Origin of the sequence: Glycomyces rhizosphaerae (genome assembly GCF_042647865.1) — a bacterium.
Taxonomy (GTDB): Bacteria; Actinomycetota; Actinomycetes; order Mycobacteriales; family Micromonosporaceae; genus Glycomyces; species Glycomyces rhizosphaerae.
The window spans coordinates 25,138-41,154 of the sequence record NZ_JBHRWO010000018.1 but is presented as its reverse complement, the minus strand read 5'-3'; the positions used below and the strand labels follow the sequence as shown (position 1 = coordinate 41,154).

Here is a 16,017-nt window from a genome sequence, read left to right as displayed (position 1 = left end):
ACGAATTGCTTACAGATATACTTGATCTGTAAGCAATTCGTTGTATCGGCGTGGAGGTCGTTCGATGGGCGGTATGCCTTTGCCTCTGATCTTCCAGCGCTCGGACCTTGCCCGGCTCGGGCTGACACCCCATCGTCTGTACGCGATGGCGAAGGCCGGGGAGCTGGAGCAGTTCGCTCCCGGGGTCTACGTCCGTGCCGGCGCGATGGACGACACCGCCGCCACGTGGGCGTCGATCGCGATACGGAACCCGTCGGCGACGATCTGCCTGACCTCGGCCCTGTCGATGCACGACCTGACCGACGAGATTCCCGCCGCCACCGACATCGCCCTGCCGCGGGGCGATCGAACGCTCACCACACGCTTCGCCCCGATCCACTGGCACTCTTTCGACAAGGCCACCTTCACGATCGGCAGGGCAGCGCACGCCATCACCGAGGACATCGAGATCGGCCTGTATTCACCCGAGCGGACCCTCATCGACGTCTACCGCCTACGGCATGACATCGGAGCCGACGTCGCCCACGAAGCGTTGAAACGCTGGCTCCGACGACGCGGCAGCACACCATCCGAGTTGATGGCGATGGCGAGATCCTTCCCTAAGGCGGAGCCCAGTCTCCGGACCGCATTGGAGATCCTTCTTTGAGTCCGAATCCGCAGCATGGAACGCCCTCCGGCGACGCTTTCCTGGCCATTCAGCAGCATTCCCGGAAGCACCGGCTCGATGTCCAGGAGCAGATGACCCTGTACTCCCTGGAGGGACTGCTCGCACGTATCGCGACGTCGCCGTTCCGCGAAGACTTCGTGCTCAAGGGCGGAGTCCTGCTGGCGGCATTCAGCCTCCGCAGGCCCACCAAGGACATCGACCTGCAGGCCACCAGGCTCGCGAACGACCTCGACGAGGTGGCTGAGCGATTCCGTGTCATCGCCGCCATCGACGTCGAGGACGGTCTCGCCTTCGACCCCGCGAGCGTCGCCGCCCGAACGATCCGAGACGGGGACGACTACAACGGTGTCCGGGTCAAGCTGATGGGCCGGCTCGGCAGGGCGCGATTGTCGATCGGTGTCGACGTGAACTTCGGGGACCCGATCTGGCCCCGGCCCGTGGAGGTCACCGTGCCGCGCCTGGTGGACGACGGGCGCGGGCCGGTCACGATGCTCGGCTATCCGCTGCCGATGGTGATCGCCGAGAAGACGGTCACCGTCATTCAGCGCGGAACCGTCAACACCCGGTGGAGGGACTTCGCCGACCTGCACACGATCTCACGCAGCCGTGACATCGCGGCCGGCGAACTCCGCGCGGCGCTCGACGTCGTCGCCGAGTACCGCGGCGCGGTTCTGCGGCCGCTGCTGCCCGAGCTCGCCTCGATGCCGGAGATCGCTCAGTCAAGATGGGCGGCATGGAGGCGCCGCCAAGCGCACGTGGCCTCCCTGCCCGAGGATTTTGCGGATGTGCTCGGTCGGGTTGCCGCGTTCGTCGACCCGGTACTGCATGAGGTCTGGTCGGCATCGGCCGGCTGGGACGCTGCTGCCACCAAGTGGAGCCAGACATAGGGGGAATTCGAGCGGGCGTCCGGGTCAGTCGAACTTGAACCCGAACAGCCCGCCGGTCTCGTCCGCGTCGGTCAAGGGCGGGTGCAGCAGGTACGGGTCGGGATCGAAGCCGCAGTCGCGGCCCTTCGCCAGCACATCGGAGTTGATCGGCACGATGTACTGGAGCCCCTCGGCTTGCGCCACTTCGGCGGCGAGTTGCAGGCCCGAGGCGACCTGCCGCTCATCGACTCCGTCGAAGATCCGGCCGTCGTGGACCAGGAAGTCCGGGCCGCGTCCGCCTCGATGAGCCATGACCGCGCATACGAGGTCGAAGCACAGCACCCGCATGTTCCCGATGCCGTTGCTCTCCTGGTTGGCGATGTGCGGGCGGATGTCGAGGTTCTTCTCGCCCTCGTTGATCGTCAGGTACGCCTCGCGGGTCCGCGAGTAGATCCGGCGGGCGTAGTCGGTGAACAGGTTCGAAGCCTCGCTTCGGTACGAATCCCGTTCACGCAGATCCTCATGGACCCGGCTCTTCAGTTCCAGCAGTTGGAGCCGGACCTCGTCCTGGATGTTCTGGATCCGGTCGAGCAGGTCCGTCTGCTCCCGCAGCGACCGGAGCTGGGCCTCTTTCGAAGCGATCGAATGCTGGAGCATCTGGAGGCCCTGGAGCGCGCCGCCTTGGTTGAGGCGCTGAAGGATCAGCGAGCGCTCGTCGTCCTTCTCTTTGCGTTCTCGGCGGCGCTGATCGATGCGCCGGCGCGTCTCCTGGAGTTCTTCACGGAGGAACCGCTGCCGGTTCTCGGCGACGACCCGGTGGAACTGCTCCACCTCGTCATAGCGGCGCTTCACTTCACGCGGCAGTGCGATGCCGAGCTCTTGGAAGGCCGTCGAGAGGTAGTCGTCGGAGGGGATGTGCTCGCGTTCGAGGGAGTCGCGGATGTCCGCCTCGTTGCGCTTGTCGATTTCGTCGGCTCGGGCCAGATGGTCGATCTCGGTCGTCAACTCGTCGGCCCGGGTCTTCAAGCGCTCGAACTCGGGTATGACCTGGAACCTGTCGATCTGCTCTTGAAGCTGCTCCATGTCGTGCATGAGCAGGCGCACCTTGCCGTCGATCTCCGCTTGATCCCCGACGACCTCGCCCAAATCGAGGCCCTTGAGCGCCTGCTTGAGCCCGGTCACGGAACTCTGCTTCTCGGCCAACGCCCTGTACTGGTCGATGAGCCTGGCGTCAAGGCCGAGGAGATAGGCGAGATGCGTAGAGAACACCGTCTTCTTGATCGCCTTGGTGGAGAACTCCAGCGGTGCTTGAAACCCGCCGTCGCGCTCGCGGCGGATCGTGTAGCCGAGGAGGAATCGCGCCGACAGGCCTTCGACTTCAGTGCTCTGGGGGTACAGGTTCCGCTGGACCTCGGTCTTCCAGTCGCCCAGGCTCATGACGCCGTCGAACGCCCTGCCTTCAAGCGGAGGGGAGGTCTGCACGCGTTTGGCGCCGCCCTGACGGTTGACCTCGAGGGTGCCGCCGAGGATCGGCCAGTCGAGTTCGAGGCTGAACGTCCTCGGCAGGAATACCTCGCGCGAGCACAGGTGCTTGCCGGCGTTCGCGCCAAGGAGGAAGTGCAGCACCTCGATGAGGCTGGTCTTGCCGGAGCCGTTGCGGCTGTCGGAAGAACTGGAGTGCTGCGTCCGCTCGGCGACGATGATGTTCATGCCGGACCGGAAGCGGAACTCCTTGAAGCCGGGGTAGTCGGCGCTGAGTCTCCTGAGCATCAGCGCCTCCCGGTGCGGCGCAGTGTATGGCCGTCGAACTCGACGAGGCCGAGCGCGTAGAGCATGTCGAGTGCGAGCTGGAACCATCCGAAGGTGATCGGCTGCTCGAAGCCGTTGCCTGCGCGCCACTCCTTGAGTCGGGTCCAGGTCTCCGAGACCGTCCGGGGCGATTCAAGCTGCATGCTGATCTGCGCGGCCACAGAGAGCAGCGCCCGCTGGGGGCTGACCGAGCGGTTAGGAAGCAGCATGGGATCCAGTCTCCACTTGGGTGCCGACATCGGGCGGGTTCTCGAAGATGTGGCAGCGCTGAAGGAAGTACGCGAGCACAGTGTAGGCGGCCATCAGCTTGCGTCCGGCGAGTGAACCGCCCCCGACGCAAAGCAAGAGGTCTTCGATGATCTCGTCCGCGTCGGAGCCGGCTTCGAATAGCTCCGAGTACCGGGAGTTCATCGCTTGAGCGGCGAAGGGTTCTGCCATCTCGTCACGGTGGCTGTCGTAATAAGTGTCGACCAGAGTCGTGTACTTCCATGCCTGGCGCAGCCATTCTCGGTTCCAGTCGACGATCCGGTTGAAGTCGAGCTTGTTCTCCTTCGGGAGCGGGATGGAGGACATGTCGTCGGGTCGAGGTGCGGGCATGAGCTTGGTGAGGGTATCGAGCAGGTCGCTGACCTCCTCGATGCCGGTGCGTGACACCAGCATCGTGAAGTCGAGCTCGTCCTTGAGAATGCGGCGCTGGAGGTGTGGTTCAAGATCCAAGAGCAGATCGATGAGCCGGTCCTCGCCCCAGGGGGTGATGGTTATGCCGGGATACTCCAGTTGAGCTGCGGCGATTGCGCTGCCGAGGTCGGGGTGGGAGCCCCCGGCATCGTTGTGGACGAACACGAACTCGCGGAACTCTCCGGCACGGTTGGTGCACGCGCTCTGAATGTCCTTGCGGAACTTGCGGATCGCGACGGCAGGGTTCTGCGTCGTCGATCCGTAGCAGGCGTAAAGCTTCCCGTCCCAGATTCCCAAGCCGTCGGCGCCTCGGTCGCCGCTGCTACGGACTGGCAGGTACCCGCCCGTCGCCGACTTGGCCATCAGCTCGTGGAAGAGCTTCTCGAAGGCGGTGTCGGTGGTCTCCTTGAGCATGGATTTGAAGGCGTCCCTGACGAAGCGCCGGTAGAGGGGTTCTCCTGTCATTGGGCCTCCAGGCTTGCGAGGGGTTCGAGCCGCATTCGGTCGCTGACAGTAATGTCAGTGTGGCACACGGATATTCGACTGTCCAGCACCGTCCCTGGAACGGCTCGAGCTCAGTGCTTGGTCAGGCCGCGGGCCATGTCGAGGACCTCGGTCAGAGCCGTGCACAGCTCACCGTCGCAGCGTCGCACCGCCTGCCGGTAGTTGGAGGGCCGCTTCGACTTGCCTTCGCCGAGCTCACGGCAGACCCCGTCCATGGCGGCGTCCCACGGAGCCCACTCGGTGAGCACCTGCTCAAGGTTGTCATCCCAGACGTAGAGCCTGCCGCGCAAGCGGCCGCTCGGGAAGTCCTGCAGCGGCTCGGCCTTGTGGTACGCCTGGATCCGGCGGTTCTCGGCGATCACCTTCTTCCGCTCCGACTCGGCGTCCTCGGCGGTCTTGCCCTTCTTCTCCAAGAGCCGCGCAGGGTTTCCTTCGTCGGAGTCGAAGACCGTCATCGCCGGGATACCGAGCTCATCGAAGATAATCTGCGCCGCAACCAGATTCGACTTGCCGTTGACGTTCACCACTGCGACGCCGAACTTGAACAGCGGCGCCTTCCTGGCAGCGGCTTCCTCCAGCACCGCCTTGTCGGTCTCGCCCTCCACCAGCACGGCGCCCTCGGCGACGAAGCCCGCCACGAACTGCTCGGTGAGCAGCGAGTTCAGTTGGCCCTGAAGCCGTGCGGCGGGCAGATGCTCGCCGCCGCGGCTCCGGATGGTCTCAATCGTCACCTGGTGGACGCGGCTGGCCGGGCTGGTGTCGCTCTGGGAGCGGCTGATGCGGCGCACCTGGTTGAGGTGCAGAGGGTCGATGAAGACCGAGTTGTGCGTGGCGAACACGACGGTGAGGTTCGACCCCTCCGCTTCGGCCGCTGAGCGGAGGGACCAGGCGAGCTGGCGCGACTGGACGTCGCTCTGGTGGGTCTCGGGCTCCTCCAAGGCGAGCATGACCGCGCGGTCCTCATGCCCGCCGGTCGGCTGCGTTGCGAGCTGCTTGAGGGCGCTGAGCATGACGGTCCGCTGGAATCCGTGTCCCTGGCGGTCGATCGGCACTTCGACCGTGCCGTCGTAGACGCGCATCTCGAACTTCACGTCAGGCGTGTGCTGCGGGATGTTGGCCCGCAACTTGATCCGGTGGCCGGGTCGGTACTCGGCCATCTCGGCGCTGACACCGTCGCTCAGGTCGTCCATCTGCTGGCGCAGCTGCTGCTCCGCCAAGGTGTTGGAGTGCTTCCACGCCCCTTGCCAGACACCGCGGATCCGCTCGTTGACCGGCTTCCGGTCGAGTCCGTCCACCAGTCGGCTGAGGATCGAGTCCTTCGTCTCCCGTGCCTGCTCGTCCGCGCGGAGGTCGGCGCCGACGAGCACGTATTCGAAGCGCTGCCGGAGCTTTCCCCTGCTCAGTAGCTCAGTTGCGTCTGTGAAGAGCTCGTTGAGGTCGTCAGAGTGCTCCTGCTCCCAGTCGAGCATCGCCCGGAGGATCTTGTTGCCCGAGTCGGCAGCGGGCAGTCCGTCGTAGGCAGGTGTCTCGGCAAGCCTTCGGTAGGCCTGCTTCTTCTCCTCGAGCAACTTCTTGGAGCGGATCAGCTCGAAGTCTTCGCATGCCTTCACCAGGCAGGTGAAGTCGTCCCCGTCCTCGGTCCAGATGCGGCGAACGGTGAGCGAGTGCGCGCCGGGCGGCAGGAACCGCTCTCCGATGACTTCCCGGTCCTGGTCGGTGATCGCGGTGAACCGGAGCTCCACCGAGATCACGGGCTCTTCGTCGCCAGCGGCGTAACGGGACACGTCCTCTTCGCTGAGGTCCTTGGCGGAGCCGTTGAGGCACCAGTTGATCGCCCGCAGGATCGAGGACTTGCCGGCGTCGTTGGGGCCGATGAGTGTGGTGACGGTGTCGAAGTCGATGGCGAGGTCGCGGATGCAGCGGAAGTTGCGGATGGCGGCGGAGCTGAGTCGCATGGCTCGACTCTCCTTAGGAAGGGTGTGCTGGAGGCCCCGAGCGTAGCGGTTGGTGTGAACATGATCAACCCACTCTGTGTGCTAATGTTTCACATCACAGGTCGGAACGCTGTCATAAAATAGAGGGGAGGTGGGTCCATGTGGGCAGTGAAACCGCAGGCCGGTAGCCCGCTGGCGGTCGGTGCACGGCGCGCCGCCGTTGACAGGCTGCTCGCCCGATACGCCGACACCTCCGGCTGTATCACCGAGGGGGTTCTAGCCGGGGTCATCGAGCTCTGTGGGCTCCCCGACGAGGAAGCCCAGCTCACTCGCTTGCGTGCAACCGTCCTACCGGATGACCTGGGGCACTTCCGAGAGCCCGTCGCAGCGGCCCTCCGATTGATGGACGACGACCGTCACCGCAATCATCTGGACCGGCGGCTTCTCACAGCCGCTGAGGAAATCGGCCTCAGCGTGCTCCTCCGAGGCGGTCCAGAGTTCGCTGAGGTCGAGCCCGACAAGCATGAACTCCCCAACCTGCCGGCCAACGACATCAGGCGCCGAGCCCGGGACGCGCTCGTGCTTCACAATCAGAAGCTCGTTCACTCGATCATGAGGTCCTACCTGCAGGAGTCGCCCGCACTCGGATACGAAGACCTAGCCCAGGAAGGCATGCTGGGATTGATGCGCGCCGCGCGCAAATTCAGCCCTACGAGCGGCTACAAGTTCTCGACCTACGCGACGGTGTGGGTCCGCCAGTTCATCGAGCGTGCGCTCAAGGACCAGTCGCGGACTATCCGAATCCCCATCCACGCCTTCGAAGACCTAGTCAAGCTTCGCCGGGTCGAACGGCGGCTCCGTGCCGAGAGTCGTGAGCCCGACATAGCCGAAGTCGCCGCAGCCTGCGGCTGGAGCGTCGACAAGGTCAAGAACGTCCGGCGCGACGACTGGACAGTGGTCTCGATGGACAAGGTCGTCAACGAGGACACGCCGTTCGGTGAGCTTATCGGCGAGTACTTCGCACTTCCCGGAGCTGACGTTCCGGTAATCGACGCGGCCGAAACTGAACGAATTCGGAACCTCATCAACCTCTTCCCTACTCGCGATGCCGCAGTACTAGCTGCGAATCTCGGTCTCTTCGACGGCGAAGAGGTCACCCTGGAAACCCTCGGTCAGGTCTTCGGCGTCACTAGAGAACGCATCCGCCAAATCAGGATCAAAGCACTGAAGCGACTCCGCCACGCCTACCGGGACTCGACTGGCGACCTGCACGCGGCGCTGCGACACGAGATCGCCAACCCCACCAAAGACATACCTGACCTCGAACCAAAGGAAGGGAAGAAGGCCGATGTCCCCTCGCGACGAACTCACCGAGTACCTGCGAAGGCAGTTGATAGGTCCCGCAGAAGGCGAGGAGGAAGTCCTCGAAGGGCCGCCTGACAGCCGGTACCTGATGGGCACCCTCTACCCGCGGGACGCCGACCTGCACACCAGACTCGACACCGCGGCCGAGGCCATCGACGGCCAAGGGCCCGAGCCCGACCGTGACGACACGCAGCCCGCCGTCGACCCGCTCCCCGAGTCGAACGCATGGCTGCCCTCGTCAATGGGCATCACCTTCTTCACCGACGCCGCCACCCTCAACGTCGGATGCCGGGCCGCCCGCTACCGGCTTGAGCCCGGCCGCGCCCGGCGCTGGCATCGGATCCCGATGCCCGACGAGACCCACAAGCTCGCGCGGGGAACGACCAGTGTCAGCGTCTTCGAGGGCCGCGGGGAACTGCTCATTCAACGCCGCCCCTGCGGTTCAGGGTCCCTGATCACCGTCGCACTCGCCAACAAGGAGGTCGCGGGCGAAGGCGGCGGCACCGACTGGGACCGCATGCTCTTCCAGGTCGGTCTCGACATCGACATTCCCGAAGGGCGGCTCCTCGAGTACCCGTCGGCCCGGCTCGTCAGCCGCGACCTCGAAGAGCAGGAGCTGCGGCTCCAGTACCGGCACGTGCGGACGTACGCCGTCGGCAACGGTTGCGCGGTCAAGGAGCGCACTGATGCGGCCGGCATCGTCACCGGTCTCTCGGCGACGTTCATGCCGCAGGTCGACGTCCCCGGCGTCCGGGCATCAGGCCCGGACTCACCGGTGCTGAACATCAGCCACCTCGCGGACCCGGCGGTGCCGGTGCAGCAGCTGCGCACCGAACTCGACGGTTTCGCCGCGCTCTACCGCGCCTGGTGCGACGAGCAGCACCGAGCAAGCCTGCCCCCTTGGGGCGAGGATGCGGCGGCACGCATCCTCGCGCGCATCGACCAGGCCGTGGACCGGATCGAGTCCGGGGTCCGCACCCTCTGCGATCCGGCTCGACCCGAGCTCCTGCGGGCCTTCCGCCTCGCCAACCGCGCCATGGCATTGCAGATGCGCCACAGTGAAGACGACCTCGGTGGGAGGCTCCGCGACCGCCTGGACCCGGCCGCACTCGAACCCGAAATCAGGACGACCGCGACCTGGCGGCCGTTCCAGCTGGCGTTCTTCCTGCTCGCACTCGACGGCACAGCGGATGCGGGCCACCCGGACCGGCACGTCACCGACCTCATCTGGTTTCCCACCGGCGGCGGCAAGACCGAGGCGTACCTCCTCGTCGCGGCGTTCACGATCCTGCTGCGCCGCAATGCCGCGGACGGCGGCGGGACCGCCGTGCTCAGCCGCTACACGCTCAGCCTGCTCACCACCCAGCAGTTCCAGCGGACCGCCGCGACGGTCTGCGCCCTCGAAGCGCTCCGCCAGGACGACCCGGAATCCATCCCCGGCAAGGCGATCACGCTCGGGCTCTGGGTCGGTGAGCAGACCACCCCGAACCACCACGACCGAGCCCGAGAGGCCTTCGCGACCGAGCGCACCGCGAGCGAGCCCGAAGGCCGCTTCATCCTTGACCGGTGCCCGTGGTGCGGCACCAGGATCATGCCCCGATACCACTCCGACGACGACCGGGACTACGGCGTGCGGGCCGCAGTCGACTCCTGCGAGTTCTTCTGCCCCAGGGAGACCTGCCGCTTCCACGGGAGACTGCCGATCTCGGTGATCGACCAGGATCTCTACCACGAGCCGCCTACCTTCCTGCTCGGCACCGTCGACAAGTTCGCCCGGCTTGCCTGGGAACGCGAATCGGGAAGACTGCTCGGGGCCGGAACCGGCTGCGCGCCACCGTCGCTGGTGATCCAGGACGAACTCCACCTCCTCACCGGCCCGCTCGGCACCACCGTCGGCGTGTACGAGGCCGCGGTGATCGGGCTGTGCTCCGCACGCGGCGCTCGCCCCAAGGTCATCGCCTCGACCGCCACCATCCGGCGCGCCGGCGACCAGGTTCGCGCCCTCTACGGCTCCGACGTCCAGCTCTTCCCTCCCGCCGGGCTCGACGCCAGGGACTCCTATTACGCCAAGGAGGACAGCGACGAACGGCACCCGGACCACAAGCCGGCCCGTCGGTACCTCGGTGTCATGGCCCCTGGACACACCGCGGGTCGCGCCGCAGTCGCGACCGCCGCGGCGATGCTCCAGGGCCCGATGGAACTCCCCACGGCGCACCGCGACGACTACTGGACGCTCGTCTCCTACCACCAGAGCCTGCGCGAGCTCGGACGCACCGTCACCGCGGCTTCCGACGACCTCCCCGCCGAACTCCGAGGCATCGCCCGCAACGCCCCGCCTCGCCAGCTCACGGAAGCCGCCGTCGAAGAACTCTCCAGCCGCCGCGACCGCTACGAGCAGCCCGGCATCCTCGACAACCTCGCCAAACCCTGGACCGATCCCCGAGCAGTCTCGTTTCTGCCGTGCACCAACATGCTCTCCGTCGGGGTCGACGTCAAACGCCTGGCGCTCATGCTCATGCTCGGCCAGCCCAAGACCACCTCCGAGTACATCCAGGCCACCAGCCGCGTCGGCCGCGACCGCGTGCCCGGCCTGGTCGTCACTTTTCTCAACGCCACCAGGGCCCGCGACCGCTCGCACTACGAGTCCTTCGGCATCTACCACCGCTCGCTCTACCGGCATGTCGAACCGACCAGCGTCACCCCCTGGTCAACCCCGTCACGGAAGCGGGCCCTCCACGCCGCGTTGGTGATCCTGGTGCGCCACCGGCTCGGACTGACCGAAGAGGACCGAGCAGGCGAGATCCTCGACCGGATGCCCGAGGCCGAACGCCTCGCCGCGGAGATCGCCGGATGGGCCCAGCTCTCCGGCGGACCCGAACAAGCCGCGGCGGTCCGGGCCGACCTCGGCGAAATCCTCGCCACCTGGGTCGCCGAGGCGCAGCAGGCCCGCGACGAGGGCAGACGCCTCTACTACCACACCACGACCAAGCAGCATCAGCGCCTGATCAAAGACTTCGGTCAGACGCGTGGGCACTGGGAGACGCTCCAATCGATGCGCAATGTCGACCGCGAATGCAAGGTCGACGTGATGAAGGGATTCTTCAAGTGAACCGAGTGCTGCGCGTGCGCCAGTCCCAGACGATCGTGCCGTTCGGCGTGGGCGCCGTCATCGACATCCAAGGCGAGTCCTTCGTCGCCGCAGGCACCGAGCACTGGCCACGCGGCGGACCGGCGACCGAGGTCCGCGCGCCGCGGCTCGCCCAGCGGCTCGGCGTCGCCCGCTTCTACGCCGCACCGCCGACACTCAACGAGCGCTTCGACTCCGAGCATGCACCGGGCGCGCCGTACCTGCGCTTCCCCGCCTGGCTGTTCTGCCGGTCCTGCCGCCGCATGCGGCACTGGACCTGGCGCGACGAACAGCCCGGCGAAGCGCCCCGGTGCAAACGATGCCCCGAGAAGCCCGTCCTCTCGCCCATGCGATGGGTGCAGATCTGCCGCGACGGGCACCTGGGCGACGTCAACTGGCGTTGGTGGGCGCACTGGAACGCCGAGAACAGCACCACGATCAAGTGCACGATGCAGGACAGCCCGATCGATTTCACCGTCACCGACGGGAAATTCGGCCTCGAAGCGCTCGACATCGTTTGCCGCGCACCGAAGTGCGGGGCCAGGCGCAACCTGCTCAAGCTCCTCGGACCCAGCGGCATGGCCTGCACCGGACGCAATCCGTGGCAGCCCGCGGCCGAGGACTGCAAGCAGCGGACCCTCGTCGTACAGCGGACGGCCGGGAACCTCTACTACCCGACCGTCTACTCGGCGCTTGACATCCCCCAGCATTCGGGCGGGCACGGCGACGCCGATCCGCTCGCAGCCGAAGTACGCGCACACGATCTCTGGATCACGCTCTGCGGCATGGACGACACTGCCGGAATCACTGCCCTGCGACCTGTCATCGCCGCCGCTACCGGTGCCACGGAAGCGTTCATCGACACGCTGCTCGCCGAGGAGCGCGGCGAGCTGGGCACCGACGGTGCCTCCGCTCCTCCCACTGCGGCCGCAACCGACTTCAGCCGCGAGGAATGGGCGGCCTTCACTTCCGACCGGCCCGATCTGAGTCGCAACTTCGACATTCGCACCGGCTCGCTCGGGATCGAAGATGAAGCCGATCCCCTATGGACCGAACTGGACGGGCTCGTCGGTCGCGTCGTTCTTGCCGACCGGCTCCGCGAGGTCCGGGCACTGGCGGGCTTCAGCCGCTACTCGCCCGAAGCTCGGCAGCTTCCGGTGAACACCACTCGCCGGAGTAGCTGGCTGCCCGCCGTCGAAGCCTACGGGGAAGGCATCTTCATCACGCTCGACGAGCAGCGGCTCGCCGCATGGGAATCCGTCCCGAGTGTCCGTGCCCGAGCCGCCCAAGTGGACGACGACATGCAGCACTCGTTTCAGCTCACCCGGCTTCAAGCGGCCGCCGGGACGCGGGTGTCGCCCCGGTTCCTACTGCTCCACACCCTTGCCCACCTGCTCATCCGGACGCTGTCCTTCGAATCGGGATACAACACCGCGAGCCTGAGGGAACGCGTCTACGGGCGCCCCGAGCACGGACAGCACGGCCTGCTCCTCTACACCGCGGCAGGCGACGCCGAAGGCACCCTCGGCGGCCTCGTCAGTCAAGGCGAGGCACCGCGCCTGGCCGAGACGCTGCTGCGCACCATCGAATCCGCCGCCTGGTGCTCCGCGGATCCCCTATGCCTCGAACACGCCGGGCAGGGCTACGAAAAGCTCAACCGCGCCGCCTGCCACGCCTGCGTCCTGCTCCCAGAGACCAGCTGCGAAGCCGGCAACACCCTCCTGGACCGCTCAATGCTCATCGGCGGCAACGGCATTCCCGGGTACTTCGAGTCGTTCGCCGAGCTCGCCCGCGACGCCGCCGCTCTGGCGGTCGAGTGAACCATGGGAATCCGTTACCTGGACCTCACCGACGCGCAGCGCCACGTGCTCGAAACGCTCGACTTCGATCGGAACCACCTGGTGACCGGACCGCCTGGGTCGGGGAAGTCAACCCTTGCGCTCCACTGGGCAGTCATGCTGTCCCTCGCGGGCAAGCGGGTGCGCCTGATGACCCGATCCCGCCTCCTGGCCCGATACTTGGAGATCCGCCTCGACTGGCTCTCCCCAGACGCGAACATCCGGGTCACCACAGTCCACGACTGGCTCAGAGAGTCGTTCGGCTTCTCCCATGCCGCCAGTGCCGACGGTTGGCCGGACTGGGACGATCTGTACCCCAAGGCGATACGGACCACCCGGTCGGGCATCGCAATCGTCGTCGACGAGGGGCAGGACCTTCCGCCGGAGTGCTACCACCTGGCTCGCTTCAGCGGTGCACGGTTGACTGTGTTCGCCGACGAATGCCAGCACCTCGGGCCACGGCAGTCCACACTCAGAGAGATCGCCGCCGGAATCGGGGTGGAGCGGTCGTCCGAAGTCCGAGGCAGCCACCGAGTCCCCGCCGCCGTCGCGGACCTGATCACCTGGCTCGGCGTGCCGAATCTCGTCCCCGCTGAGGCGACACGCGAGAGCGTGCCGCGAATACACCCGGTCGGTGACCCGGCGGGCCTCGCCCGTCTCGTGCTCAGACTCAGACGCGAACACCCGAGTCGGCGCATCGGCGTCATCTTCCGAAGCGCCGACGAACACCAGCGACTGGAGGAGGACCTGCGCCGCCTCAACCGCCACCTGAACCCGCAGAGCTACCGTTCGCGGCCCGGACCGCTCACCGTCGACCCGACGCGTTCAGGTCTCCTGCTGGTCAACCGGAAGAGCGTCAAAGGGCTCGAATTCGACATCACGGTCGTCGCCGACGCGCACAACGACGCCGCGATCGACCCGACCGATGCCGGCGTCCGCATCACCTACGCGATGCTCGCCGCCCGCACCCGGGACCAGCTGCACCTCTGCTACCAGGGGACGAGGGAACCGCCGCTGCTCGAGGACATGCCAGGTGCCATCGTGCTGCGGCAGCCCGGTCCGACACGCACCGCACTGGCCTAGGATGCGGACTGCTGACATGAGAAGGGGGAAACGTCATGGACGCTGTAGAGGTGAGTTCGGCCGATATCGCCAGGCTGGCAGGGGTGCGACCCACCGCCGTCAGCAATTGGCGCCGCCGCCACAGTGACTTTCCCGCCCCAGTCGGCGGCACCGAGAAGAGCCCCAGGTTCAGCCTGGACGAAATACGCCAATGGCTGGCAGCACAGGGACGGAACATCGACGTCGGCTCGCAGCGCGAGTTCGAGCACGCAGTGAACACCGCCGCCGTCACCACGCCGGTTGCGGAAACCTTGCGCAATGCCCTGTTCGCACTGCTCGACCATGCGGGCGAGGAACGAACCGATGAGCACGGTTGGCGCATGCGCCTGCAAGCGGACGCGAACCGGCTGACGAAGGAGCAGCCCGGCCTGGCCGACGGCGACGCGATCGACGACATCGACACCGCCCAGGCGACAATGCTCAACGCGGCGCTCGAAGCCGCCGGGGACCTGCCCGTTCGTGAGCTGGCCGCCGATCTGTACGACGAAGTCGTCACCAGACGCCTCGGCAAAGGCGACACCGCGACACCCGCCGAGCTCGCCGACCTGATGGTCCGCTTGGCAGAGCCCGGAGAGGGACCACTGGTCGACCTCGCGTGCGGCGCCGGCTCCATCCTCATGGCCGCAGCCCGGCATGGCTGCCGCGAGGTCGCCGGTACTGAGACGAACGCCGCGCGTGCGCAACTGGCCGCACTACGCCTGAGAGCGGAGCACTTCGAACCCGCTGTCAGCGTGTCGATCAAGCGCGTCGATGCTCTCGGCAACGATCCGTTCGGGCCGGGCACTGCCGCCGCCGTGGCCACGAACCCTCCGTTCAACGACCGCAATTGGGCACAGGACATCCAAGAGGACGAACCCTGGTGGATCTACGGCATCCCCTCCAGCAGAGACTCCGAGCTCGCATGGCTGCAACGAGCGTTGTTCCAGTTGCGCCCAGAGGGGATCGCGGCGGTCGTCATGCCGCCATCCGCGGCCATGCGCCCGTCAGGCCAGAGGATCAGGAGGCGAATGCTGAGCGACGGCGCCATCAAAGCGGTGTTCGCACTGCCCCGCGGCAGCTTCCACGGAACCTCACTCGCCCCGCACCTGTGGCTAATGAGCAGATCTTCAGCACCCTCGTTGGAACAGCACGTCCTCACTGCGGACTTCAGCGACTACACGGCAGAACCGCACCGACCAGACTGGGGCCGCATCGCGAACGACGCCGTCGCGGCCTGGTCAGCCTTCAGACGAGGTAAGGATCTACCGATCAGCCAGGCGAGAGCCACGTCAGTGATGACGCTGCTCGAAGGCAATGCGGACTTGACGCCTGGGCGCTATCTCCCGTTCCGGCTGCCCGCTCCGGACCTCCAATGGTTGGAGCAGCAGCGGTCTGCGACCAGCGCTCAGGTAGGCGCCCTCGCGGATCGAATGGGGAGCATTCCCGGCACGCTTCCCGAACTGACCGGCGCCGTTCGCTGGGAAACGATGGAGTCCCTCGCTCAGGCCTCGGAGGTCAGTCTCCATAGGGGTCTTCCGTCGGAAGGGAAACCAGGGCCGGAAACCGCGACGATCAGGACCGTCCACGCGGATTCCAGCGGCCGGGAAGGGCAAGCGCCGGTCGAACCCGGGCAGCACGTGCCGCGCATTAGAGAAGGTGACTTGTTGGCGGCGGTATACGGTGAGCGCCTTTGGGTCCGCCAGGCGACCGCGGATGATCTCGACGCGGCACCGGCGTGGGGGACGGCCATCATCCGCACCGACCCGAGGCAGATCGACCCGGCGTTCCTCGCCGGATTCCTGTCCAGCACGTTGGCCCATCAGCAGCTCGCCCGCTCATCGACGTCCATGGGCGTCAATTCGATGCGTGACCTGCTGAGAATCCGGGTCGCCCTGCCGAACCTCCAGGACCAGCGGCGCTACGCCGGCCTCTTCACCGTTCTCGCGGAAGTGGCCGTAGACGCCGAGCATGTGGCCGCCCGCACCAACGAACTGACCCGGGCCTGGCGGGACAGCGCCTGGGCCGCAATCGTCGGCACCGACCCCGTTGAGTGACGGCGGAACCGCTCCCTGCCACCGTGCCGGTATGGTTGGTGGCCGACCCTGCTGAACCTCTCACGCGAATGGGG

At 66.6% G+C, this 16,017-nt stretch carries 11 protein-coding genes; 7 read left to right on the top strand and 4 right to left on the bottom strand.

Going from position 1 to position 16,017, the window contains the following annotated elements:
* The first annotated feature begins 64 nt into the window (after positions 1 to 64).
* Positions 65 to 646, top strand: a complete 582-nt coding sequence (locus ACFO8M_RS18230) for a type IV toxin-antitoxin system AbiEi family antitoxin domain-containing protein (RefSeq protein ID WP_387978174.1) — start codon at positions 65 to 67, stop codon at positions 644 to 646.
* Positions 643 to 1,554, top strand: a complete 912-nt coding sequence (locus tag ACFO8M_RS18225; protein WP_387978173.1) for a nucleotidyl transferase AbiEii/AbiGii toxin family protein — start codon at positions 643 to 645, stop codon at positions 1,552 to 1,554. The genes ACFO8M_RS18230 and ACFO8M_RS18225 overlap by 4 nt, the downstream gene beginning before the upstream one ends.
* A gap of 24 nt (positions 1,555 to 1,578) precedes the next feature.
* Here ACFO8M_RS18225 and ACFO8M_RS18220 read toward each other — a convergent pair whose 3' ends face one another.
* From ACFO8M_RS18220 to ACFO8M_RS18205, 4 genes are all read right to left on the bottom strand, one after another.
* Entirely contained in the window at positions 1,579 to 3,303 is a 1,725-nt protein-coding gene (locus ACFO8M_RS18220) for an ABC-three component system protein (RefSeq protein ID WP_387978171.1), read from the bottom strand.
* Complete coding sequence (locus ACFO8M_RS18215; protein WP_387978170.1) at positions 3,303 to 3,551, bottom strand: ABC-three component system middle component 6; 249 nt, start codon at positions 3,549 to 3,551, stop codon at positions 3,303 to 3,305. The genes ACFO8M_RS18220 and ACFO8M_RS18215 overlap by 1 nt, the downstream gene beginning before the upstream one ends.
* Entirely contained in the window at positions 3,538 to 4,485 is a 948-nt protein-coding gene (locus ACFO8M_RS18210) for an ABC-three component system protein (protein WP_387978168.1), read from the bottom strand. The genes ACFO8M_RS18215 and ACFO8M_RS18210 overlap by 14 nt, the downstream gene beginning before the upstream one ends.
* Before the next feature lie 110 nt (positions 4,486 to 4,595).
* Complete coding sequence (locus ACFO8M_RS18205; protein WP_387978166.1) at positions 4,596 to 6,479, bottom strand: AAA family ATPase; 1,884 nt, start codon at positions 6,477 to 6,479, stop codon at positions 4,596 to 4,598.
* 138 nt (positions 6,480 to 6,617) lie between these two features.
* Between ACFO8M_RS18205 and ACFO8M_RS18200 the strand changes: the two genes are divergently transcribed.
* From ACFO8M_RS18200 to ACFO8M_RS18180, 5 genes are read left to right on the top strand one after another with little or no spacing between them, the layout of a single operon-like run.
* Positions 6,618 to 7,898: a sigma-70 family RNA polymerase sigma factor gene (locus ACFO8M_RS18200; RefSeq protein WP_387978164.1), complete on the top strand. Its 1,281-nt coding sequence runs from the start codon at positions 6,618 to 6,620 to the stop codon at positions 7,896 to 7,898.
* Positions 7,807 to 10,932 carry a helicase-related protein gene (locus tag ACFO8M_RS18195; RefSeq protein WP_387978162.1) on the top strand — a complete coding sequence of 1,042 codons (3,126 nt, stop codon included), beginning with the start codon at positions 7,807 to 7,809 and terminating at the stop codon, positions 10,930 to 10,932. Before ACFO8M_RS18200 ends, ACFO8M_RS18195 begins: the two co-directional genes overlap by 92 nt.
* On the top strand, positions 10,929 to 12,770 hold the full coding sequence (gene drmB / locus ACFO8M_RS18190) for a DrmB family protein (RefSeq protein WP_387978160.1): 1,842 nt from the start codon (positions 10,929 to 10,931) through the stop codon (positions 12,768 to 12,770). Before ACFO8M_RS18195 ends, drmB begins: the two co-directional genes overlap by 4 nt.
* A 3-nt stretch (positions 12,771 to 12,773) precedes the next feature.
* Positions 12,774 to 13,871 (top strand): division plane positioning ATPase MipZ, encoded by a 1,098-nt coding sequence (locus ACFO8M_RS18185; RefSeq protein WP_387978158.1) that lies wholly within the window; start codon positions 12,774 to 12,776, stop codon positions 13,869 to 13,871.
* A 35-nt stretch (positions 13,872 to 13,906) separates the two neighbouring features.
* Positions 13,907 to 15,943 carry an N-6 DNA methylase gene (locus tag ACFO8M_RS18180; RefSeq protein ID WP_387978157.1) on the top strand — a complete coding sequence of 679 codons (2,037 nt, stop codon included), beginning with the start codon at positions 13,907 to 13,909 and terminating at the stop codon, positions 15,941 to 15,943.
* Positions 15,944 to 16,017 lie beyond the last annotated feature (74 nt).

Coding starts and splice junctions, on each gene's coding strand:
- ACFO8M_RS18230 (WP_387978174.1), top strand. CDS start 65: ATGGGCGGTATGCCTTTGCCTCTGATCTTCCAGCGCTCGGACCTTGCC.
- ACFO8M_RS18220 (WP_387978171.1), bottom strand. CDS start 3,303: ATGCTCAGGAGACTCAGCGCCGACTACCCCGGCTTCAAGGAGTTCCGC.
- ACFO8M_RS18215 (WP_387978170.1), bottom strand. CDS start 3,551: ATGCTGCTTCCTAACCGCTCGGTCAGCCCCCAGCGGGCGCTGCTCTCT.
- ACFO8M_RS18210 (WP_387978168.1), bottom strand. CDS start 4,485: ATGACAGGAGAACCCCTCTACCGGCGCTTCGTCAGGGACGCCTTCAAA.
- ACFO8M_RS18205 (WP_387978166.1), bottom strand. CDS start 6,479: ATGCGACTCAGCTCCGCCGCCATCCGCAACTTCCGCTGCATCCGCGAC.
- ACFO8M_RS18200 (WP_387978164.1), top strand. CDS start 6,618: ATGTGGGCAGTGAAACCGCAGGCCGGTAGCCCGCTGGCGGTCGGTGCA.
- ACFO8M_RS18195 (WP_387978162.1), top strand. CDS start 7,807: ATGTCCCCTCGCGACGAACTCACCGAGTACCTGCGAAGGCAGTTGATA.
- ACFO8M_RS18185 (WP_387978158.1), top strand. CDS start 12,774: ATGGGAATCCGTTACCTGGACCTCACCGACGCGCAGCGCCACGTGCTC.
- ACFO8M_RS18180 (WP_387978157.1), top strand. CDS start 13,907: ATGGACGCTGTAGAGGTGAGTTCGGCCGATATCGCCAGGCTGGCAGGG.